At 42.2% G+C, this 17,523-nt stretch carries 16 protein-coding genes and 1 other annotated feature; of the genes, 3 read left to right on the forward strand and 13 right to left on the reverse strand.

What is annotated here, in order from left to right; genetic code table 11:
• Nucleotides 1-7 precede the first annotated feature (7 nt).
• Both hisS and ACRRMM_RS03470 read right to left on the reverse strand, forming a co-directional pair.
• Nucleotides 8-1,282: a histidine--tRNA ligase gene (gene hisS / locus ACRRMM_RS03465; protein WP_056705826.1), complete on the reverse strand. Its 1,275-nt coding sequence runs from the start codon at nt 1,280-1,282 to the stop codon at nt 8-10.
• 73 nt (nt 1,283-1,355) lie between these two features.
• Nucleotides 1,356-1,595, reverse strand: a binding site (T-box leader).
• Between the two features lie 58 nt (nt 1,596-1,653).
• Nucleotides 1,654-1,824 (reverse strand): YrzK family protein, encoded by a 171-nt coding sequence (locus ACRRMM_RS03470; protein WP_162242784.1) that lies wholly within the window; start codon nt 1,822-1,824, stop codon nt 1,654-1,656.
• A 137-nt stretch (nt 1,825-1,961) separates the two neighbouring features.
• Here ACRRMM_RS03470 and ACRRMM_RS03475 point away from each other — a divergent pair, with 137 nt between their 5' ends.
• Nucleotides 1,962-3,542 (forward strand): SH3 domain-containing protein, encoded by a 1,581-nt coding sequence (locus tag ACRRMM_RS03475; protein ID WP_144739860.1) that lies wholly within the window; start codon nt 1,962-1,964, stop codon nt 3,540-3,542.
• 97 nt (nt 3,543-3,639) lie between these two features.
• Here ACRRMM_RS03475 and dtd read toward each other — a convergent pair whose 3' ends face one another.
• The 8 genes from dtd to ACRRMM_RS03515 form a co-directional block, all read right to left on the reverse strand.
• Nucleotides 3,640-4,083: a D-aminoacyl-tRNA deacylase gene (gene dtd / locus ACRRMM_RS03480; protein ID WP_099496643.1), complete on the reverse strand. Its 444-nt coding sequence runs from the start codon at nt 4,081-4,083 to the stop codon at nt 3,640-3,642.
• 18 nt (nt 4,084-4,101) lie between these two features.
• Nucleotides 4,102-6,312, reverse strand: a complete 2,211-nt coding sequence (locus ACRRMM_RS03485) for a RelA/SpoT family protein (protein WP_007501480.1) — start codon at nt 6,310-6,312, stop codon at nt 4,102-4,104.
• Between the two features lie 142 nt (nt 6,313-6,454).
• Entirely contained in the window at nt 6,455-6,967 is a 513-nt protein-coding gene (locus ACRRMM_RS03490) for an adenine phosphoribosyltransferase (protein ID WP_008342729.1), read from the reverse strand.
• A 23-nt stretch (nt 6,968-6,990) separates the two neighbouring features.
• The gene (recJ, locus tag ACRRMM_RS03495; protein ID WP_407974443.1) at nt 6,991-9,324 is read right to left on the reverse strand and encodes a single-stranded-DNA-specific exonuclease RecJ; all 2,334 of its coding nucleotides are present in this window, start codon (nt 9,322-9,324) and stop codon (nt 6,991-6,993) included.
• A gap of 81 nt (nt 9,325-9,405) precedes the next feature.
• Nucleotides 9,406-9,762: a LapA family protein gene (locus ACRRMM_RS03500; RefSeq protein WP_017367707.1), complete on the reverse strand. Its 357-nt coding sequence runs from the start codon at nt 9,760-9,762 to the stop codon at nt 9,406-9,408.
• A gap of 99 nt (nt 9,763-9,861) precedes the next feature.
• Nucleotides 9,862-10,350 carry a cation:proton antiporter regulatory subunit gene (locus tag ACRRMM_RS03505; protein ID WP_008342734.1) on the reverse strand — a complete coding sequence of 163 codons (489 nt, stop codon included), beginning with the start codon at nt 10,348-10,350 and terminating at the stop codon, nt 9,862-9,864.
• A 200-nt stretch (nt 10,351-10,550) separates the two neighbouring features.
• A complete protein-coding gene (gene secDF / locus ACRRMM_RS03510) occupies nt 10,551-12,779 on the reverse strand; it encodes a protein translocase subunit SecDF (RefSeq protein ID WP_048001809.1) in 2,229 nt (742 codons plus the stop codon).
• Nucleotides 12,780-12,820: 41 nt separating this feature from the next.
• The gene (locus tag ACRRMM_RS03515) at nt 12,821-13,117 is read right to left on the reverse strand and encodes a post-transcriptional regulator (protein ID WP_003216788.1); all 297 of its coding nucleotides are present in this window, start codon (nt 13,115-13,117) and stop codon (nt 12,821-12,823) included.
• Between the two features lie 116 nt (nt 13,118-13,233).
• On the opposite strand from ACRRMM_RS03515, the gene spoVB reads away from it, so the two are divergent.
• Entirely contained in the window at nt 13,234-14,784 is a 1,551-nt protein-coding gene (spoVB, locus tag ACRRMM_RS03520; RefSeq protein ID WP_428828467.1) for a stage V sporulation protein B, read from the forward strand.
• 1 nt (nt 14,785) lies between these two features.
• On the opposite strand, the gene ACRRMM_RS03525 is transcribed toward spoVB, so the two are convergent.
• A complete protein-coding gene (locus tag ACRRMM_RS03525) occupies nt 14,786-15,448 on the reverse strand; it encodes a DUF421 domain-containing protein (protein ID WP_024718383.1) in 663 nt (220 codons plus the stop codon).
• A gap of 165 nt (nt 15,449-15,613) precedes the next feature.
• Here ACRRMM_RS03525 and ACRRMM_RS03530 point away from each other — a divergent pair, with 165 nt between their 5' ends.
• The gene (locus tag ACRRMM_RS03530; protein WP_428828468.1) at nt 15,614-15,991 is read left to right on the forward strand and encodes a TIGR04086 family membrane protein; all 378 of its coding nucleotides are present in this window, start codon (nt 15,614-15,616) and stop codon (nt 15,989-15,991) included.
• Between the two features lie 49 nt (nt 15,992-16,040).
• On the opposite strand, the gene yajC is transcribed toward ACRRMM_RS03530, so the two are convergent.
• Nucleotides 16,041-16,307 (reverse strand): preprotein translocase subunit YajC, encoded by a 267-nt coding sequence (gene yajC / locus ACRRMM_RS03535; protein ID WP_003216659.1) that lies wholly within the window; start codon nt 16,305-16,307, stop codon nt 16,041-16,043.
• Between the two features lie 47 nt (nt 16,308-16,354).
• Nucleotides 16,355-17,500, reverse strand: coding sequence for a tRNA guanosine(34) transglycosylase Tgt (gene tgt, locus ACRRMM_RS03540; protein WP_008342748.1), 1,146 nt, complete (start codon nt 17,498-17,500; stop codon nt 16,355-16,357).
• Nucleotides 17,501-17,523: the final 23 nt, after the last annotated feature.

Raw genomic sequence — 17,523 nt, forward strand, 5'->3', positions numbered from 1 at the left:
TCCTTCTTTACGCTTTCTGGTGGGCTTTCATCATTTGAATCAGCTCATCAAGCTTCACTTCAATTTGTTCACCCGTTGTCGTATCTTTTACATTTACAATTTGCTGCGCCAGCTCATCTTCACCAAGAACTGCAATAAACTTGGCTTTCAAGCGGTCTGCCGCTTTAAATTGTGCTTTTAGCTTTTTCCCTGTATAGTCCATTTCACTTGAAATGCCTTCTTTTCTTAGGCGATTCAATAAGCCAACAGCATAATCTTTTGCTTGATCTCCTAATGCCGCAATATATAAATCAATGCCGTCTTGAACAGGAAGCTCAATCTTCTCTGCATCAATCGCTGATAGGAAACGTTCAATACTCATCGCAAAGCCGATACCTGGTGATTCAGGACCGCCAATTCCTTCAACGAGTCCATCATAACGGCCGCCGCCGGCTAATGTTGTGATCGCGCCAAAGCCTTCTGCATTACTCATAATCTCAAAGGCAGTGTGATTGTAATAATCAAGACCGCGCACTAAGTTCGGATCGACGACATATTCAATGCCTAGATCGGTTAAGTATTGTTTTACTTTTTCAAAATAAGTCCGTGATTCTTCATTTAAGTAATCTTGAATGGATGGTGCCGTTGCCATCAGTTCGTGGTCGCGGTCCTTTTTACAATCAAGAATACGCAATGGATTTTGATGCAAACGAATTTGGCAGTCATGACAGAATTCATCAATTCTTGGTTCAAAGTGCTCGACAAGTGCTTGACGGTAATCTGCACGGCTTTCTTTGTCACCAAGGCTGTTAATGACGAGTTTTAAGTTGGAAAGACCCGCTTTCTCATACACACTCATCGCTAATGAAATGACCTCTGCATCAATGGCAGGATCTTTTGAACCGATCGCTTCAATTCCGAATTGATAAAATTGACGATATCTTCCCGTTTGCGGACGCTCATAGCGGAACATTGGTCCAATGTAGTACAGCTTTGTAGGCTGTGCAGGCTGTGCAAACAGTTTATTTTCAACATAAGAACGGACAGTTGAAGCTGTTCCTTCTGGGCGAAGTGTGATGCTACGTCCTTTTTTGTCTTCAAATGTGTACATCTCTTTTTGAACGATATCTGTTGACTCACCTACTCCTCGTGCAAACAGTTCCGTATGCTCAAAAATCGGTGTGCGGATTTCTTTGTATTGAAAGGCTGCACATGTATCTCTCGCAATTCGTTCAACATACTGCCAGCGTTCTGATTCTCCCGGTAAAATATCCTGTGTGCCTCTTGGAATATTAAAACTCATTTTTCGTCCTCCTACGACCATCATTCATTTTTTATGTGGACATATAAAAAACCCCCGCCTCTACTATGTGTATAGTAGGGACGAGAGTTATACCCGTGGTGCCACCCTAGTTGGAACATGATCTAGCCATGTTCCCGCTCAAATCCTTAACGCAGATTCACGTTCTCCGCCTAATGACTCATTTTTTGAGTGTTCAGCAGGAAACCTACAGAGTGTTCTTTCGTGATAAATGCCATGCGGATTCGCTTTCAGCCTAAGGCGATTCCTCTCTGCTCACGCAATTTACCCTACTATTCTCTATCATCAGTTCCACATTTTAAATTTTCAAGTGTGTTGATTTATATTATAATAAGGTCGGTGCTGCCACTCTGTCAACCCTTGCCGTGTCTCTTTTTCTTTTCCAGCTCTTCTTTTGACGTGCATCCGTATTCAGATGCTGCTTCTTCAAGGAAGCCTGGTTGATCCATTTCGTCGTGCTGCCAGCGATCGATATCACGATGTCCATTATATTGCACTCGTCCTAATTTTCTGCTTAATCTCATGTTTGTACATCCTTTTATCACATTTTTATCTAGTATAAACAGATTGATTCATTTTTATTAGGGAAACCGCAAGGAATTCATCCATTACATAACGAATTAACATTCATCGGTTTTACAAGGGAGGGGAAAACACCGTTTTGAATCTGAAAACACACCATCACATCATGTTGCTGCTAACCTGTTTTGTCCTCATTGCCAGCACTTGGCCAATGACACATGCGACGGCTCAAACAGATCAAGCTGTCGTTGCAACAGATGAAATCAATGTGCGAACCGGACCTGGTTTAAGCTACGGGATCGCAGCAGTTGTGAAACGAGGAGAAAGCTACCCGATTCTCACTGAACAAGGAGAATGGGTACAGATCGGGCTATCGAACGGACAAAAAGGCTGGGTCGTCTCATGGCTGATTACTAAGTCATCTGATGCACAAAAGCCTGCTAAGCAAAAGACGCAAGGTCAAAGTACGCAAGGAAGCAGTTCGATTACGTCAACAGCCTCCGACCTTCGCATTCGGACAGGCCCAGGGACTTCCTATCAAGTCATTGGCACTTTTCCGCAGGGCGCTTCCGCTAAAAAGCTGGACACAAGCGGCGAATGGACAAAAATATCGTACAAACAAGCGGAAGGCTGGGTCCACTCTGATTATATTTCTGGCGGACAAAACGCTTCTTCATCCAGTTCAGCTGAGCCCGCTCGTTCTAAACAGTCCGGCACAGTTGGCGTATCAAGCTTGAATGTTCGAAAATCGGCGGCACCAAATGCACAAGTGGCCGCTTCACTTTCCCGCAACACTCAAGTCACCATTTTACGGGAGCAAAATGGCTGGTATGAAATCGAAGCAAAAGGCGTTAAAGGTTGGGTTGCAAGTTATTATATTGTCTCAAACCAAGGAACAAGTGCAGCACCTGAAAAGAATTCTTCCTCTTCGTCATCTCATCAGAAAGCGTACATCGTTTATGATGGAACGAATATTAGAAAAAGCGCTTCTACCTCTGCTGGAATTGCAGAAAGAGCAACAAAAGGAGCTGCTTATCAAATTGTTCGTACACAAGGTGACTGGTACGAGGTGACATTATCAAACGGCGGAACAGGCTACGTGGCGAGCTGGGTCGTTCAAACAAAGAAAAATAGCAGCGAAGCACCAAGACCTCAGCAGGATTCATCGTCTGGCACTGGATCTTTAAAAGGCAAAACAATTGTTCTTGATCCTGGGCATGGCGGAAAAGACAGCGGCACGATCGGCGCAGACGGTGCATTTGAAAAGAATATCACGATCAAAACCGCTCATTTGCTGGCGGGTAAGTTAAGAGCTTCTGGAGCAAATGTCTATTTAACAAGAAGTGATGATACATTCATCAGCCTTCAATCGAGGGTTGCCACTTCACATTACCGAAATGCAGATGCATTTATTAGTCTTCATTATGATAGTTTTATGGACCCAAGTATCAGAGGGAGCACCGCATATTATTATCAGGCATCCAAAGATCAAAGCCTGGCGACAAGCGTTCATACGGAAGTCGCAAAACGATCACAGATCCCTGATAAAGGAGTCAAATTTGGAGATTATTTTGTTTTAAGAGAAAACAAGCGCCCTTCCCTTTTATATGAACTCGGCTATTTAAGCAATCCTCAAGAAGAAGCGATCATTTATAGCGCCTCTTACCAAGAACGAGTGACAGAAGGAATGACAGAAGGATTAAAACAATATTTCCGATAGAAAAAAGAGGCCGCTGCGCCTCTTTTTTGTTTGATCGCAAAAGAAAAAGACTCTAAACAAACTCTCAGCAAGAGTTTATCTACAGTCTAAAGTGAATCTATTCTTTGCTATCCATCCAGATGGTGACGGGTCCTGAGTTGGTCAATGACACATCCATCATCGCACCAAAGCGGCCAGTTTCTACATGAATGCCTTTGTCTCTAAGGGCTTTATTGAAACATTCGTAAAGGGCGTTCGCAGCATCTGGCTTGGCAGCTTTCATAAAGTTCGGCCGTCTGCCTTTTCTCGTATCACCATAAAGGGTAAATTGAGATACAGACAGCACGCTTCCTTTTACATCTAACAAAGAATGATTCATTTTCCCGTTTTCATCTTCAAAAATACGCAAGTGTGCGAGCTTTTCAGCTAAGTAATGCACATCTTCTTCTGTGTCTTCATGTGTAACCCCAACGAGCACCATATAGCCTTCATTGATGGCACCTGTGATCTCTTCTCCTACTTTCACAGATGCACTCGTCACACGCTGAACAACAAGCCTCATAGACGATATACTTCCTTTCTAATTCATAAATCGGCGAACAGAGTAAATGTCTTTGATTTGTTTAATGCGTTCTACCACTTTGTGCAAATGGTTAATATTTTGGATAAAGATCGCCATATGGATCGTCGCCACTTTGTTACGATCAGACTTACCAGAAACCGACGAGATGTTCGTTTTGGTTTCGTTGACTGCTTGAAGCACTTCATTAAGTAAGCCGCGTCTGTCATATCCTAATATTTCAATTTCCACATTGTATTCTTTACGGTTTCGAGCAGGCTGTTCGTGCTCCCACTCAACCGGAATTAACCGCTCCTGCGCTTCGCCTGTCTTCACGTTTGGGCAGTCCTCACGGTGAACAGATACACCACGGCCTTTTGTAATAAAGCCAACAATGCTATCACCAGGAACAGGATTACAACACTTAGATAAACGCACAAGCAAGTTATCAATTCCTTTCACTCGCACGCCAGCTTCCCGTTTTTTCCCGTGATATGGTTTTGACTCTACAGACACTTCTTGAACGGTTTTCTCTTGTTCTTCCTGATCTCTTTGTTTTCTTTCTTTTTCCGTTAAACGATTCGCCACTTGGAGTGCCGTAATTCCGTTATAACCAACGGCTGCATACATGTCCTCTTCATTTGAGAAATTAAATTTATCAGCCACTTTTTGCAGATTTTCAGCGGTCAAAATGTCTTTGACATCGAACTCAAGGTTTTTGATTTCTTTCTCCACAAGTTCTCGGCCTTTTTCGACATTTTCTTCACGGCGCTGTTTCTTGAAAAACTGTCTGATCTTGTGCTTCGCTTGGGAGGTTTGGGCAAGTTTGACCCAATCCTGGCTTGGTCCATAGCTATGCTTAGATGTCAGAATTTCAATAATGTCACCTGTTTTTAGCTTATGATCAAGTGTGACCATTTTACCGTTGACTTTGGCTCCGATTGTTTTATTCCCAATTTCCGAATGAATCCGGTATGAGAAATCAATTGGAACAGAACCAGACGGCAGCTCGATGACGTCTCCTTTTGGTGTAAATACAAACACCATATCAGAGAAGAGATCGATTTTTAACGATTCCATAAATTCTTCCGCATCTGTGGATTCATTTTGGAATTCAAGGATTTCTCTAAACCAAGACAGCTTCTTCTGGAAAACGGCTTCTTCCGTCGATTCTGCTGACTCTTTGCCTTCTTTATACGCCCAGTGTGCGGCAATTCCGTATTCAGCAATTTCGTGCATTTCCACTGTACGAATCTGAACTTCAAGCGGGTCCCCTTTTGGACCAATCACCGTTGTATGAAGAGACTGATACATGTTCGGCTTTGGCATCGCAATATAATCCTTAAATCTGCCTGGCATCGGCTTCCAGCATGTATGAATAATACCAAGTACCGCATAGCAGTCTTTAATGCTGTCAACCAAAATACGTACAGCCAACAAATCATATATTTCATTAAATTGCTTATTTTGCATGACCATTTTTCGATAAATACTATAAATATGTTTCGGTCTGCCGGAGAATTCAGCCTTAATGTTCACCTCAGACACGCGGTCTTTTACTTCATTGACAACCTCGTCCAAGTATTCCTCACGTTCCGCTCGTTTACGCTTCATGAGATTCACAATCCGGTAGTATTGCTGCGGATTTAAATAGCGGAGGGCTGTATCTTCAAGCTCCCACTTAATCTTTGAAATCCCTAATCTGTGCGCAAGCGGTGCAAAGATCTCAAGGGTTTCATTTGAAATTCTTCGCTGCTTTTCCTGCGGAAGGTGTTTGAGTGTTCTCATATTGTGAAGACGGTCTGCCAGCTTAATTAAGATGACGCGAATATCCTGCGCCATTGCAACAAACATTTTACGATGGTTTTCAGCCTGTTGTTCTTCTTGTGATTTATATTTAATCTTTCCGAGCTTTGTCACACCATCAACAAGCATGGCTACTTCTTCGTTAAAATGCTCTTTTAAATCTTCTAATGTCACATCCGTGTCTTCGACAACATCATGCAAGAAGCCGCCTGCAATGGTCGAAGGGTCCATTTCAAGATCAACAAGAATTCCCGCCACTTGAATAGGATGGATAATATAGGGCTCACCGGATTTCCGGTATTGCTCCTTGTGAGCATTTTCAGCATATTCGTATGCACGCTCTATAAATTGAATATGTTCAGCGGACAGGTATTCTCTTGCCTTATCAATGACCTGCTGCGCCGTTAAAACTTGTTCGTTCGCCATGGAATCACCTTTTTAAATGAAAACTGTATTGTAGTTTATTATCAAGAAAAATTCGATAGATGTAAAGAGAAGAAGTCCGCTAAAAGATTTTTGATAGGAAAAAAGCACCCTTCTTACTGAGTGCTTTTTGCGTAAAACTCCATTAGTATTGCATTAACGTCAAGATGTCGTAACCGTCAAGCTTCTTTCTGCCATCAAGATACGTCAGCTCAATTAAAAATGCAATCCCTGCCACAACGCCGCCTAATTCCTCAACCAGCTTGATGGATGCTTCAATCGTTCCACCTGTCGCAAGCAAATCATCTGTGATCAGTACACGCTGACCAGGACGAATTGCATCTTTATGAATCGTTAATACATCTTTACCGTATTCCAAACCGTAATCGACTTTGATGACTTCACGAGGAAGCTTTCCTTCTTTACGAACTGGGGCAAAACCTACACCAAGTGCGTATGCTACAGGGCAGCCAATAATGAATCCACGCGCTTCAGGTCCAACAATGAGATCAATGTCTCTTTCCTTCGCGTATTCAACGATTTGATCCGTTGCATAACGGTACACTTCGCCTTTATCCATTAACGTTGTAATATCTTTAAATTGTACACCTTCCTTTGGGTAGTCAGGTACAACTGTCACATATTGTTTTAAATCCATCTTTTCCTTTTCCTCCTCGTACGTCAAAGCACAGGTGAGACTTCGCTCATCATGCTATTCAGCCATTCCTTCAGCTCTTTGGCTGAGGAATATGTTAGTGTTTGATCGAGTTCCATCAATCGTTGTTTTGCTGTATAAGACGATGATGCGGTTAAATCTTTTTTAGGGGCATCACGCACTATTGACAGCACACCATTCTCTATTTTAACAAAACCGAGTTCAAAAAACACCTTTGTCATAAAAATGATTGTATCTTTTGTCCAACCTCTATGTTTGGCAAGCTCCATGCCTTGTTCTTTAATAGGAAAACTTCCCCGTTTGAACAAGAACCCATAGAACCATTTGAATTGATCACGGCTCGGGAATGAGGACATAAAGTGATCTTCTTTCCGCTGAAACACCGTATAAATTCTTGCTGGTTGTTGATTTTCTAAAAGCAGCTTGAGCAAGTGTTCATCTGCAGGAACATCGGCAAAGATCACATACTTTTCCTGCACATCAAACGTGGATACATTTTCTGCATCAATATGGTGAATCGGAATATCCACCAGCTCCGATTGCCTTTTTGTTTCTTCGTCAAAACAGAAGACCATCGTTTTTGCTGGATCAAGTGTTGATACTTTCTTTTCCCAATCTTTTTTCCCGCGTAAATCAAACAGCTGCCATTCATCGACTCTAGCGTCTTTTAGCATGAGCTGAGGTTTCTTTCGGTTATTCCATTCATTAATCGAGACCTCGCCAACGACAGAGATTTGACTCCCTGGGACAAGTTCTTCTTTTAGCTTGCCTTGGTGAAAACCGACACAGTCGAGCAGCTTGTCTTCGTCTTTTAGTGACATTTTAATGTGATTTTGATTGGCCCCGATCGTTCGGATGTCTTCAAGCTGGGCGTCTTCAATCATAATGAACGGCTTAGGATTCTGCATGCCAAACGGGGACAGCAGTCCCACTTCTTCAATGGCTTGCACCGTCATTTCGTCCACTTTACATACTGCATCGACCCGTTGAATTGGAATAAAATCTTCTTCAGTCAACGTTTCATTTGCATATTGATTCAATCTTTCCCTAAGTAAAGGAACATCATCCGCTTGAAGTGTCATTCCTGCTGCCATCGGGTGTCCACCGAAATGCGGCAGGATGTCACGGCACTTACTCAAATGGAAAAATAAATCAAAGCCAGGAATACTTCGTGCTGACCCTTTCGCCATCTGCGTTTCTTCGTCTATTCCAAGCACAATCGCCGGACGAGAAAATGTATCCGTCAATTTTGAGGCAACAATGCCGACAACGCCTGGATTCCAGCCAGCTTTTGCTACGACGATAGCAGACTGGTCAGCGCCTGTCTCTTCAACCATTTGAATGGCTTCTTCCGTGATCGTACTCACAATTTTCTGCCGTTCTTTGTTCAATTCTTGTACAAAACGAGCGAGTTCTTCTGCTTCATCCATATCCTCAGTCATGAGAAGATGAACAGCCGGATCTGCCTGCTCAATTCGTCCAACAGCATTCAGCCTTGGCGCAATTTGAAAGCCGACCGTTTCCTCATTTGCTTCTTCAAGAGTGGCGCCTGCTTCTTTTAATAACGCTTTTAACCCAAGCCGTCTAGATTGACGAAGCTGCATCAGGCCTTTTTTTGCAAGCCATCTATTTTCATCATGCAGCGGGACAAGATCGGCAATTGTGCCGATTGCAGCAAGATCTAATAATTCTACTGGGAGTTTACCAAGGAGTGCATGTGCCACTTTAAACGCAACACCGACACCCGCCAGCTCTTTAAACGGATACTCACACCCAGGCTGCTTAGGATGTACAATTGCAAGTGCCTCAGGCAGTTCCTCGCTTGGTTCATGGTGATCTGTGATGATCAGGTCTAATCCTATTTCTTTTGCAATACGTGCTTCATTTACAGCAGCGATCCCTGTATCCACGGTGATAACAAGCGATGCTCCTTGCTCTTTGATATATCGGAAAGCCTGTTCGTTTGGCCCATATCCTTCTTTAAATCGATCTGGAATATAAAAGTCTACCTTCGCAGATCGTTCTTTAAGTGTATGTAAAAGTACAGACGTACTTGTCACACCATCTGCATCATAATCTCCGAAGATCACAATCGATTCCTGCTCTTCGATCGCTTTGTTGATGCGCTCTACTGCTTCTTTCATTCCTTTTAATAAGAATGGATCATGAAATTCGGCTTTTTGATCAAATAAAAAAGACCTCGCTTCTTCTACTTCTTCGAGCCCTCTTTGTACAAGAAGTGATGCAGTCAGCGCTGAAATATTCAGATTTTCAGAGAGTGATTTCACTTTTTCTTCGCTAGGATGTTCATATTCCCAACGCATTTTGGATAATAACATAAATTCACCCCTCAACCACACTATTATACTAGAGTGGACTGAGGGGTTTCAATTTTTATTTTATGAAATTGTACTGGAAGATTATTTTTCCTTCCGGTCAAAAGACGCTGGCTGTTCTTTTAAAGGTGTGACATTCGTTTTCTTTTGAACGTCTTTGTCCGCCTTTTTATGAGAAGAAGCAGGGCTTGCTTTAGCGGCTGCATGTTCAGCTTTTAATGTTTTTAATTCACGTTTTAGTTTCACAATTTGGAAAATCCCCGCAAAAGCCACAATGAGTCCGCCCATAAGAACAGAACCGATAATGACAAGGATCAGCGGCCATTCAGCCGTTCCAAATAAGTAGTCTACCTGTACAGGCCGCACGTTAATAACAGCAAATACTGAGACAATTAATACGAAAATAAATGCGAGTATGATGGTCCATTGTTGTTTATTCATCTACAAATCCCCCAAGCTTTTTCTTTTATTCTTCCCTCTTTCTTGTCCTTTTTAAACACCGAAAGAACATGGCGGAAGGTTTTCTATCAGCATGGGCGCTTAGCTGCTGAGTTTTTCTTTAATGAGGCTCTTTAATTCTTTTCTTTCTCCAGAGATGACAAGGGTGTCTCCTTCTTCAATCACCGTATCTGGTCCTGGATTTAAAATTTTCTCATGTGATTTTCTCACAATGGCGATGACTGTTACTTGATAGTTTTGGCGAACACTCAGGTCTCCGATCGTCTGGTTAACAGCCGGTGCGTTCTTTTCAATCTTAAACCATTCAATGATGAGTTCATCAATGGCCACCTCCACTGTCTCAAGCGCTTTTGGTTTATAGACCATGCCACCTAAAATAGCCGAGATTTGTCTTGCTTCTTCATCGCTAAGCAAGATACCAGAAATACATTCTTCGTGATCATCTTCTTGAAAATGATACATCTCTCTTCTGCCGTCATCATGTGTGATAATGGCAAGTTTCTCATTATTTCTTGTGATCATTTCGGCTTTGTGACCGATACCTGGCAGTTCAGTTTCCCGAACCTTCATAACAGCCCCTCCAATGAATAAAAGCCAAATGCCCCAAACGGACACTTGCTTTCTATACTGATCTAAACGTATGTCATTATAGCAAAAGACCATTTCAAGATCAATGAAACCCGAAATGTTTTTACATATCATCTTATTGTTGTGACGATGACAAGTATGATGCATGAAAAAAAGACTGCCAAGCTGGCAGTCTTTCTTGTTTAAATATCTTGTTCTGTGTCGATTTTAGCCGGCTTTTTCAGCTCACGACCTTTCCATATCAGCCAAATTTGTGCCGCAATGTAAAGGGAAGAATACACCCCTGTTAATAGGCCGACAAGTAAGGCGATGGAGAAGTTTGTAATAGATGCTGAACCGAAAATGAGAAGTGCAATCACCACTACAAGTACGGTAAGCACGGTGTTCACAGAACGCGTAAAGGTTTGCTGTAAACTTAAATTCACAATGTACGATAAATCTTCGATCGTTTTCGGTTTGCGTTTCTTCATTTGCTCACGCACCCTGTCGAAGGTGACAATCGTGTCATTGATTGAGTACCCAATGACCGTGAGTATCGCTGCAATGAAGGTGACATCCACCTCTAAGCGCGTAATACTAAAGAAGGCAACGATAAAGAATGCATCGTAAAGCAGAGAGATTATCGCTGCAATCGCCATTTTATACTCAAATCGGACGGATACATATAAGATAATCCCGATCGAAGCAATGATGACAGCGTATAATGCGTTACGCGCAAGCTCTTTTCCGACCGTCGGAGACACTGTACTTACGTTAGGCTCCGTTCCGTATTTATCTTTGAAGTAATCTTTCACTTCAGCAATTTTTTCTTTATTCGGAACACCGACAAATCGAGCTGCTGCTTGATTTTCTTTTTGACCCGATAACACAACACTGTCTGTCTCAAGGTCTAGCTTTTTAAAATCTTGCTCCACCTGTTCTGTTGACAATTTATGGTCACTTTGAATATCAACTCTAGTACCACTTGCAAAGTCAATACCTGCATTGAGCTTGAAGATTGACAGCACAATGATTCCAGCAATGGTAATGGCTGCTGAGAAAATCATAAAGCCTTTACGTTTGCTAACGAAATCCCATTTATCAAATGGTGTTTTCGGTTCAGTATTTTCAGTTGTTTCATGAATATCAATGATGTCTTTCTGACGAACACCAAACCAGCCTTTTCTGCGATCGAGATAACGGCTTTCTACAAGTAAGCCAAGAAGGAATCTTGATAGGAAGACAGCCGTGATAAAGCTTGTCAAAATCGATAGGATAAGCATGGTTGCAAATCCTTTGACAGAGCTTGTTCCAAAGAAGAACAGAACCCCTCCGGCAATAATACTTGTTAAGTTTGCATCAAAGATCGTGGCAAATGATCTGCGGTTACCCGATCTGAAAGCAGAACGGACAGATTTACCGAGCTTGAGCTCTTCTTTAATCCGCTCATACGTAATAATGTTGGCATCTACAGCCATCCCTACCCCAAGAATCAATGCAGCGATTCCAGGCAGTGTCATGACCGCACCCATCCAGTCAAAGACTTGCAGTGTGATATAGATATAAGCTGACAGTGTAATGACAGCAACAAGACCTGGTAATCGGTAATAAAACAGCATGAATAAGAAGATAAATGCGATTCCTACAATTCCTGCGAAGACTGTTTCGTTTAGTGCTTGCTCACCAAACTGTGCACTCACAGATGTTGAATATTTTTCGGTTAATTTTACTGGCAATGCGCCAGCATTTAAAATGCTCGCAAGGTCTTTTGCCTCTTGAACCGTAAAGTTTCCTTCGATTTGTACGTCACTGCTGTTAATTTCTTGGTTTACATTCGGCGCAGATACATACTTATGATTTGATTTAGAGACTTCTTTTTTGAAGGAATCTCCCTTATGATAATCAAGCCAAATGACAAGCTGATTGTTTGGTGCCATCGCCGCTACTTTTTTTGTCACGTCACCAAACTTTTTCGCATCCTTTAGTTTGACCGTCACGATCGGCTCATTCGTTTGATTGAATGTTTGTTTTGCACCATTTTCAACAAGATCAGATCCGTTTAGAAGCTCTTTGTCATTCGTATCTCTGAAGGAAAGCTGTGCTTCAGTCGATAGAATCTCCCGTGCTCTGTTTTGATCTTTTACACCCGCAAGCTGTACGCGGATACGGTTGTTTCCTTCAATCGAAATGTTCGGCTCACTGACCCCAAGCACGTTGGCTCTTCGGTTTAAAGCCTCTACTGTACTGACGAGAACACCATTTGTGATCTTGTCTTCTTTTTTCACTGGGTGTACATCATACAGAACTTCAAATCCACCCTGTAAGTCCAGCCCTAGCGTCATATCTTTCGCAACGGGCTTCGTTAATAAGCCCACACCAGTTCCGATTAACAGAACCACTAAGAAAAACGCAAGTATGCGCCCTTTTTTCATTATGTATTTCCTCCTTAAACACCTGAATCCATTTAGATGGCTTATTTCAACAGTTCGTCCAGCATATTCTTGCCATCTTCACTGTCCAAAAAAGCAGACGTTTTAAACGACTGAACGGTTGCATAGTTCATAAATTCGCCAATTTTCACAGATAAAATATCTGCAACCATTTCATGAATCGGATACTCTTGTTTTTTCTTCCACTTCTTATTCTCTAAGTATGACCATAATTCCTCTAAATCTACATCTTTATAGCCCAAAACGATGAATTCTTCAAGCTTACTGAACAGAAAAGGCTTTAGATGGTCTTTGTATATAGCAGCCGGATGTTGTGTCAATGTGAGGCTCCCCCTTTTCAGTTTTTTATCGAGAGACTTGTCATGCTTGGACGATATACACGCATATCTTATTGTATATGATTCTATGTCGTTTGAGAAGGCAGGTGATCTGTGATTTGACGAAGCAAACGTTTTTAAAAGGGACGATTATTTTAATTTTAGCAGGTTTTATTACAAGAATATTGGGTTTTGTCAATCGAATTGTGATTGCAAGGTTCATTGGTGAAGAAGGCGTAGGGCTTTATATGATGGCAGCGCCTACCTTTTTTCTCGCCGTGACGCTGACACAATTCGGACTTCCTGTTGCGATTAGTAAGCTAGTCGCAGAAGCAGAAGCCCGTGGTGACAAACAGAAAACAAAACGCATTCTAGTGATGTCCCTTGCGATAACAGGAACACTCAGCCTGATTTTCACGCCGCTCTTTTTATGGTTTGCCCCTATTATGGCGGAAAATATGCTGACAGATCCTAGAACGGTCTATCCTCTGCTTGCCATTACACCAGTCGTACCCGTTATTGCGATCTCTAGTGTGCTAAGGGGCTATTTCCAAGGAAGACAGCAAATGAGCCCGCTTGCGATGTCGCAAGTACTAGAACAGGTCGCAAGAATTTCACTCGTGGCAGTATGTACAACAGCGTTCCTGCCTTATGGAATTGAATACGCAGCAGCAGGCGCCATGATTTCATCTGTCATCGGGGAAATGATTTCACTTGCTTACTTACTGATTGCCTTTCGTTATAAAAAGACTATCCGTATCCGAAAACGTTTTTTCAAGGCAATTCATGATGGGAAGGATACGTTTAAGCAGCTCATGAGTATTGCCCTGCCAACGACAGGCAGCCGTTTCATCGGCAATATCTCGTGGTTTTTAGAACCGATTGTCGTCGCGCAAAGCCTTGCGATTGCCGGTTATGCAGCTGTGGAAGCAACAAGGCAGTACGGAGAATTGACGGGACTTGCGCTCACCCTTTTGACACTTCCTAGTTTTATCACGTATTCTCTCTCCACCGCACTAGTTCCAGCGATTAGTGAGGGGATGGAACAGAACAAACGCAAAACAGTTGAATACCGGCTCAAGCAGGCGATGCGCCTTTGTTTATTAAGCGGGGGCATTTCATGTATTATCCTTTTTGTGTATGCAGAAAATTTAACCCTCTTCATGTATGGTTCATCTCATGCCGCTGTCTATGTAAAATTCATGGCCCCCTTCTTTTTGCTCTATTACTTTCAAGGGCCGCTGCAGGCTGTCCTTCAAGCATTAAATTTAGCGGGGGCAGCGATGACCAACAGTTTGATAGGAGCTGTTGTGAAAACAGGCATGATCTTTGTTCTTGCTTCACAGCCAAGCTTTGGCATTATGGGCGCAGCGCTTGCGATCCTCATCGGCATCGTTCTTGTCACGTTGCTCCATGCGGCAACTGTCGGTAAAGTGCTGCCTATTCATTTACCATTAAAAGAATATGGACTTTGCGTCCTTGTGATCATCGGCACTGGGGCGGTCAGCTTATGGATCAAACATCAAGCGAGCGGACTCTTTTCCGCACCTTTAGAGCTTGTCATGATGATCTTTTTGACGTGCGTGCTGTATGTCTTTCTATTAATCTGTCTTGGGCTAGTGAAACGAGAAGAGCTGCGCCGCATCCCGTTTATTGGGAAGCTGCTGTAGCTCATCTTTTCTTTATAATTTCATCTTTCAAATCAATATAAAAATTCTTCTGATTAAAGCTGCAGTAAGAGATTTGCTCGATATCATGATAGCCTCTTTTGGCAAGCTCCTTTATCAGCCACTGTTCATCATGGTTGATCTGCTTGAGATGATCATGCTGAACCACACCGTCTGCAATAAGCGGGAGCTCAAGCGCTGCATGTTTGCGCTTGTTTTCTTTTTCAACAACGGCGAGCTTTCCTGAAGGCTCCAAGATGGCATATGAGACATCCTGGATACTATCGATGTTATTTTCTCTTAATTGAATCAGCAAATCATCAAAATTGTATCGCTGTTTTCTCATCGCACCCTCATCTATTTTTCCGTTGATGATGAGCAGGGCCGGCTTACCGTCGAGAAAACGACGAACACCTTGGAATTTTAGTGACAAATAGGCAAGGGTGATTTGAATGAAGGTTAACAGCAGGATCGGCCATACTGTATGTAACATGTGATCCTCAACTTCTTCTATGGCGAGCACCGCAATTTCAGCGATCATCATAAAAATAACAAGATCTAAAATACTCAGTTCCCCAATCTCCCTTTTGCCCATTAAACGAAAGATAAACCAAATGAGAAAATATAAAATGATCGTTCTCATGGAGATAATTAAGATGTCCTGCATATGATGTAACCCCTCCTTCTCCACCATAGCTTGTGTCAAAACACTTTATTTATGTAGAAAAGAAAGCCTCGGTTTTTATCACGAGAAACATGTCTATTTTTTCTTCTCCGTGAATACATTTTAGTAAAAGACAAGCTTCGGTCAATTGGAGAGGAGACGAATCACATGCAGGAAACGAAACAAATAGGAAAAGGCATTTTATCTGGCTTAATTGCTATTTTTGTCGTGATGATTGTCACAAGCTTACTTGTATCACTGATACTTACCTTCACAAGTATGCAGGAATCATCGTTTAAATGGATGATCATGATCTTGTCCTTTGCGGCACTTTTTCTAGGAGGAATGATTTCTGGAGGGAAAGCAAAGGAACGGGGCTGGCTCATTGGCGCCATGACCTCTTTTATCTTTTCACTCACAGTTTTTTTATTTCAATATTTAGGGTTTGGAGAAACCTTTTCACCAGAACAATTCATCTATCATGCAGCCTTTTTAGGAATTTGTATGCTAGGGGGAATGATTGGCGTTAATCTTCGGGGCAAATAAAAAAAGAGCGAATGATATCGCTCTTTTTTTATCGCTATGTATTGGAGGATTAACCTTTGTCAGCTAATTCTCTAATAGCACGTCGGTCGAAAGTTAAACGGTTGTTTTCGCTTGTTTTGATGACCACTTTTGATTCATCAATGTAGTCGATTTCACCGTGTAAACCACCGATTGTGACGATTTTATCGCCTTTTGATAAAGATTGCTGCATCTGACGCACAGCTTTTTGTTGCTTTTGCTGTGGACGGATTAACAAGAAGTAAAGCACAGCAAACATGACAACAATCATAATGATTGAACCCATACCACCATCCATTCTATCTCACCCCTTTCTAAAGCATTGTAAAGCTTTTCGTTTATGCGTTAAAAGTTTTTCGCATTCGGTTTGTTAAAGCCATAACGCTCAAAAAACTCTTCTCTAAAATCACCTAAACGATCCTCACGGATAGCTTCTCTCACTTGCTCCATTAATTTTAACAGAAAATGAAGATTATGATAAGTTGTTAATCGAATTCCGAACGTCTCATTTGTACGGATCAAATGTCTAATATAAGCGCGTGTGTAATTTTTACATGTGTAGCAGTCACAGTTTTCATCGATTGGTCTGAAATCACGCTCATATTTAGCATTTTTCACAACAAGGCGTCCTTCACTTGTCATGAGCGTACCATTTCTGGCAATTCGCGTTGGCAGTACACAGTCAAACATATCGACACCGCGGATCGCACCGTCAATTAATGAATCTGGTGAGCCAACACCCATTAAGTATCTTGGCTTGTCATCCGGTAAAAATGGCGTTGTGAACTCCAGCACACGGTTCATCACATCTTTAGGTTCACCAACAGATAAACCTCCAATGGCGTAGCCTGGGAAATCAAGTGAAACAAGATCTTTTGCACTTTGTTTACGAAGCTCTTCGTATTCTCCGCCCTGCACAATGCCAAACAGCCCTTGATCCTCTGGACGCTGGTGCGCTGTTAAGCAGCGCTCTGCCCATCTGCTTGTCCGTTCTACAGACCGTTTCATATAATCGTACTCTGCTGGGTACGGAGGGCATTCGTCAAATGCCATCATAATATCTGAGCCGAGAGCATTTTGAATCTCCATCGCTTTTTCAGGAGAAAGGAACAACTTATCTCCATTTAAGTGATTACGAAAGTGAACGCCTTCTTCTTCAATTTTTCTAAATTCACTTAAAGAAAACACTTGGAAACCGCCTGAATCTGTTAGAATCGCTCGATCCCAGTTCATAAATTTGTGCAGACCGCCTGCTTCTTTGACAATGTCATGCCCCGGGCGCAGCCATAGATGATACGTATTGCTTAAAATGATGCCTGCTTCCATTGCTTTTAACTCTTCAGGCGCCATTGTTTTCACTGTAGCCAGTGTACCAACTGGCATAAATACAGGTGTTTCAAAGGAGCCGTGCGGTGTATGAACGCGTCCAAGACGTGCACCTGTTTGTTTGCATGATTTAATGAACTCATAACGTATCGGTAATTGCGACAAAAATGAGCCCTCCTGTCTTTGTT

The sequence above is a fragment of the Bacillus sp. XT-4 genome, from assembly GCF_050864245.1.
GTDB lineage: Bacteria > Bacillota > Bacilli > Bacillales > Bacillaceae > Bacillus > Bacillus altitudinis.

What these genes read in the sequence shown, in the direction of transcription:
- hisS (WP_056705826.1), bottom strand. Translation starts at nt 1,282, where the DNA reads ATGAGTTTTAATATTCCAAGAGGCACACAGGATATTTTACCGGGAGAA.
- ACRRMM_RS03470 (WP_162242784.1), bottom strand. Translation starts at nt 1,824, where the DNA reads ATGAGATTAAGCAGAAAATTAGGACGAGTGCAATATAATGGACATCGT.
- dtd (WP_099496643.1), bottom strand. Translation starts at nt 4,083, where the DNA reads ATGAGGCTTGTTGTTCAGCGTGTGACGAGTGCATCTGTGAAAGTAGGA.
- ACRRMM_RS03485 (WP_007501480.1), bottom strand. Translation starts at nt 6,312, where the DNA reads ATGGCGAACGAACAAGTTTTAACGGCGCAGCAGGTCATTGATAAGGCA.
- ACRRMM_RS03490 (WP_008342729.1), bottom strand. Translation starts at nt 6,967, where the DNA reads ATGGATTTAAAACAATATGTGACAGTTGTACCTGACTACCCAAAGGAA.
- recJ (WP_407974443.1), bottom strand. Translation starts at nt 9,324, where the DNA reads ATGTTATTATCCAAAATGCGTTGGGAATATGAACATCCTAGCGAAGAA.
- ACRRMM_RS03500 (WP_017367707.1), bottom strand. Translation starts at nt 9,762, where the DNA reads ATGAATAAACAACAATGGACCATCATACTCGCATTTATTTTCGTATTA.
- ACRRMM_RS03505 (WP_008342734.1), bottom strand. Translation starts at nt 10,350, where the DNA reads ATGAAGGTTCGGGAAACTGAACTGCCAGGTATCGGTCACAAAGCCGAA.
- secDF (WP_048001809.1), bottom strand. Translation starts at nt 12,779, where the DNA reads ATGAAAAAAGGGCGCATACTTGCGTTTTTCTTAGTGGTTCTGTTAATC.
- ACRRMM_RS03525 (WP_024718383.1), bottom strand. Translation starts at nt 15,448, where the DNA reads ATGCAGGACATCTTAATTATCTCCATGAGAACGATCATTTTATATTTT.
- ACRRMM_RS03530 (WP_428828468.1), top strand. Translation starts at nt 15,614, where the DNA reads ATGCAGGAAACGAAACAAATAGGAAAAGGCATTTTATCTGGCTTAATT.
- yajC (WP_003216659.1), bottom strand. Translation starts at nt 16,307, where the DNA reads ATGGATGGTGGTATGGGTTCAATCATTATGATTGTTGTCATGTTTGCT.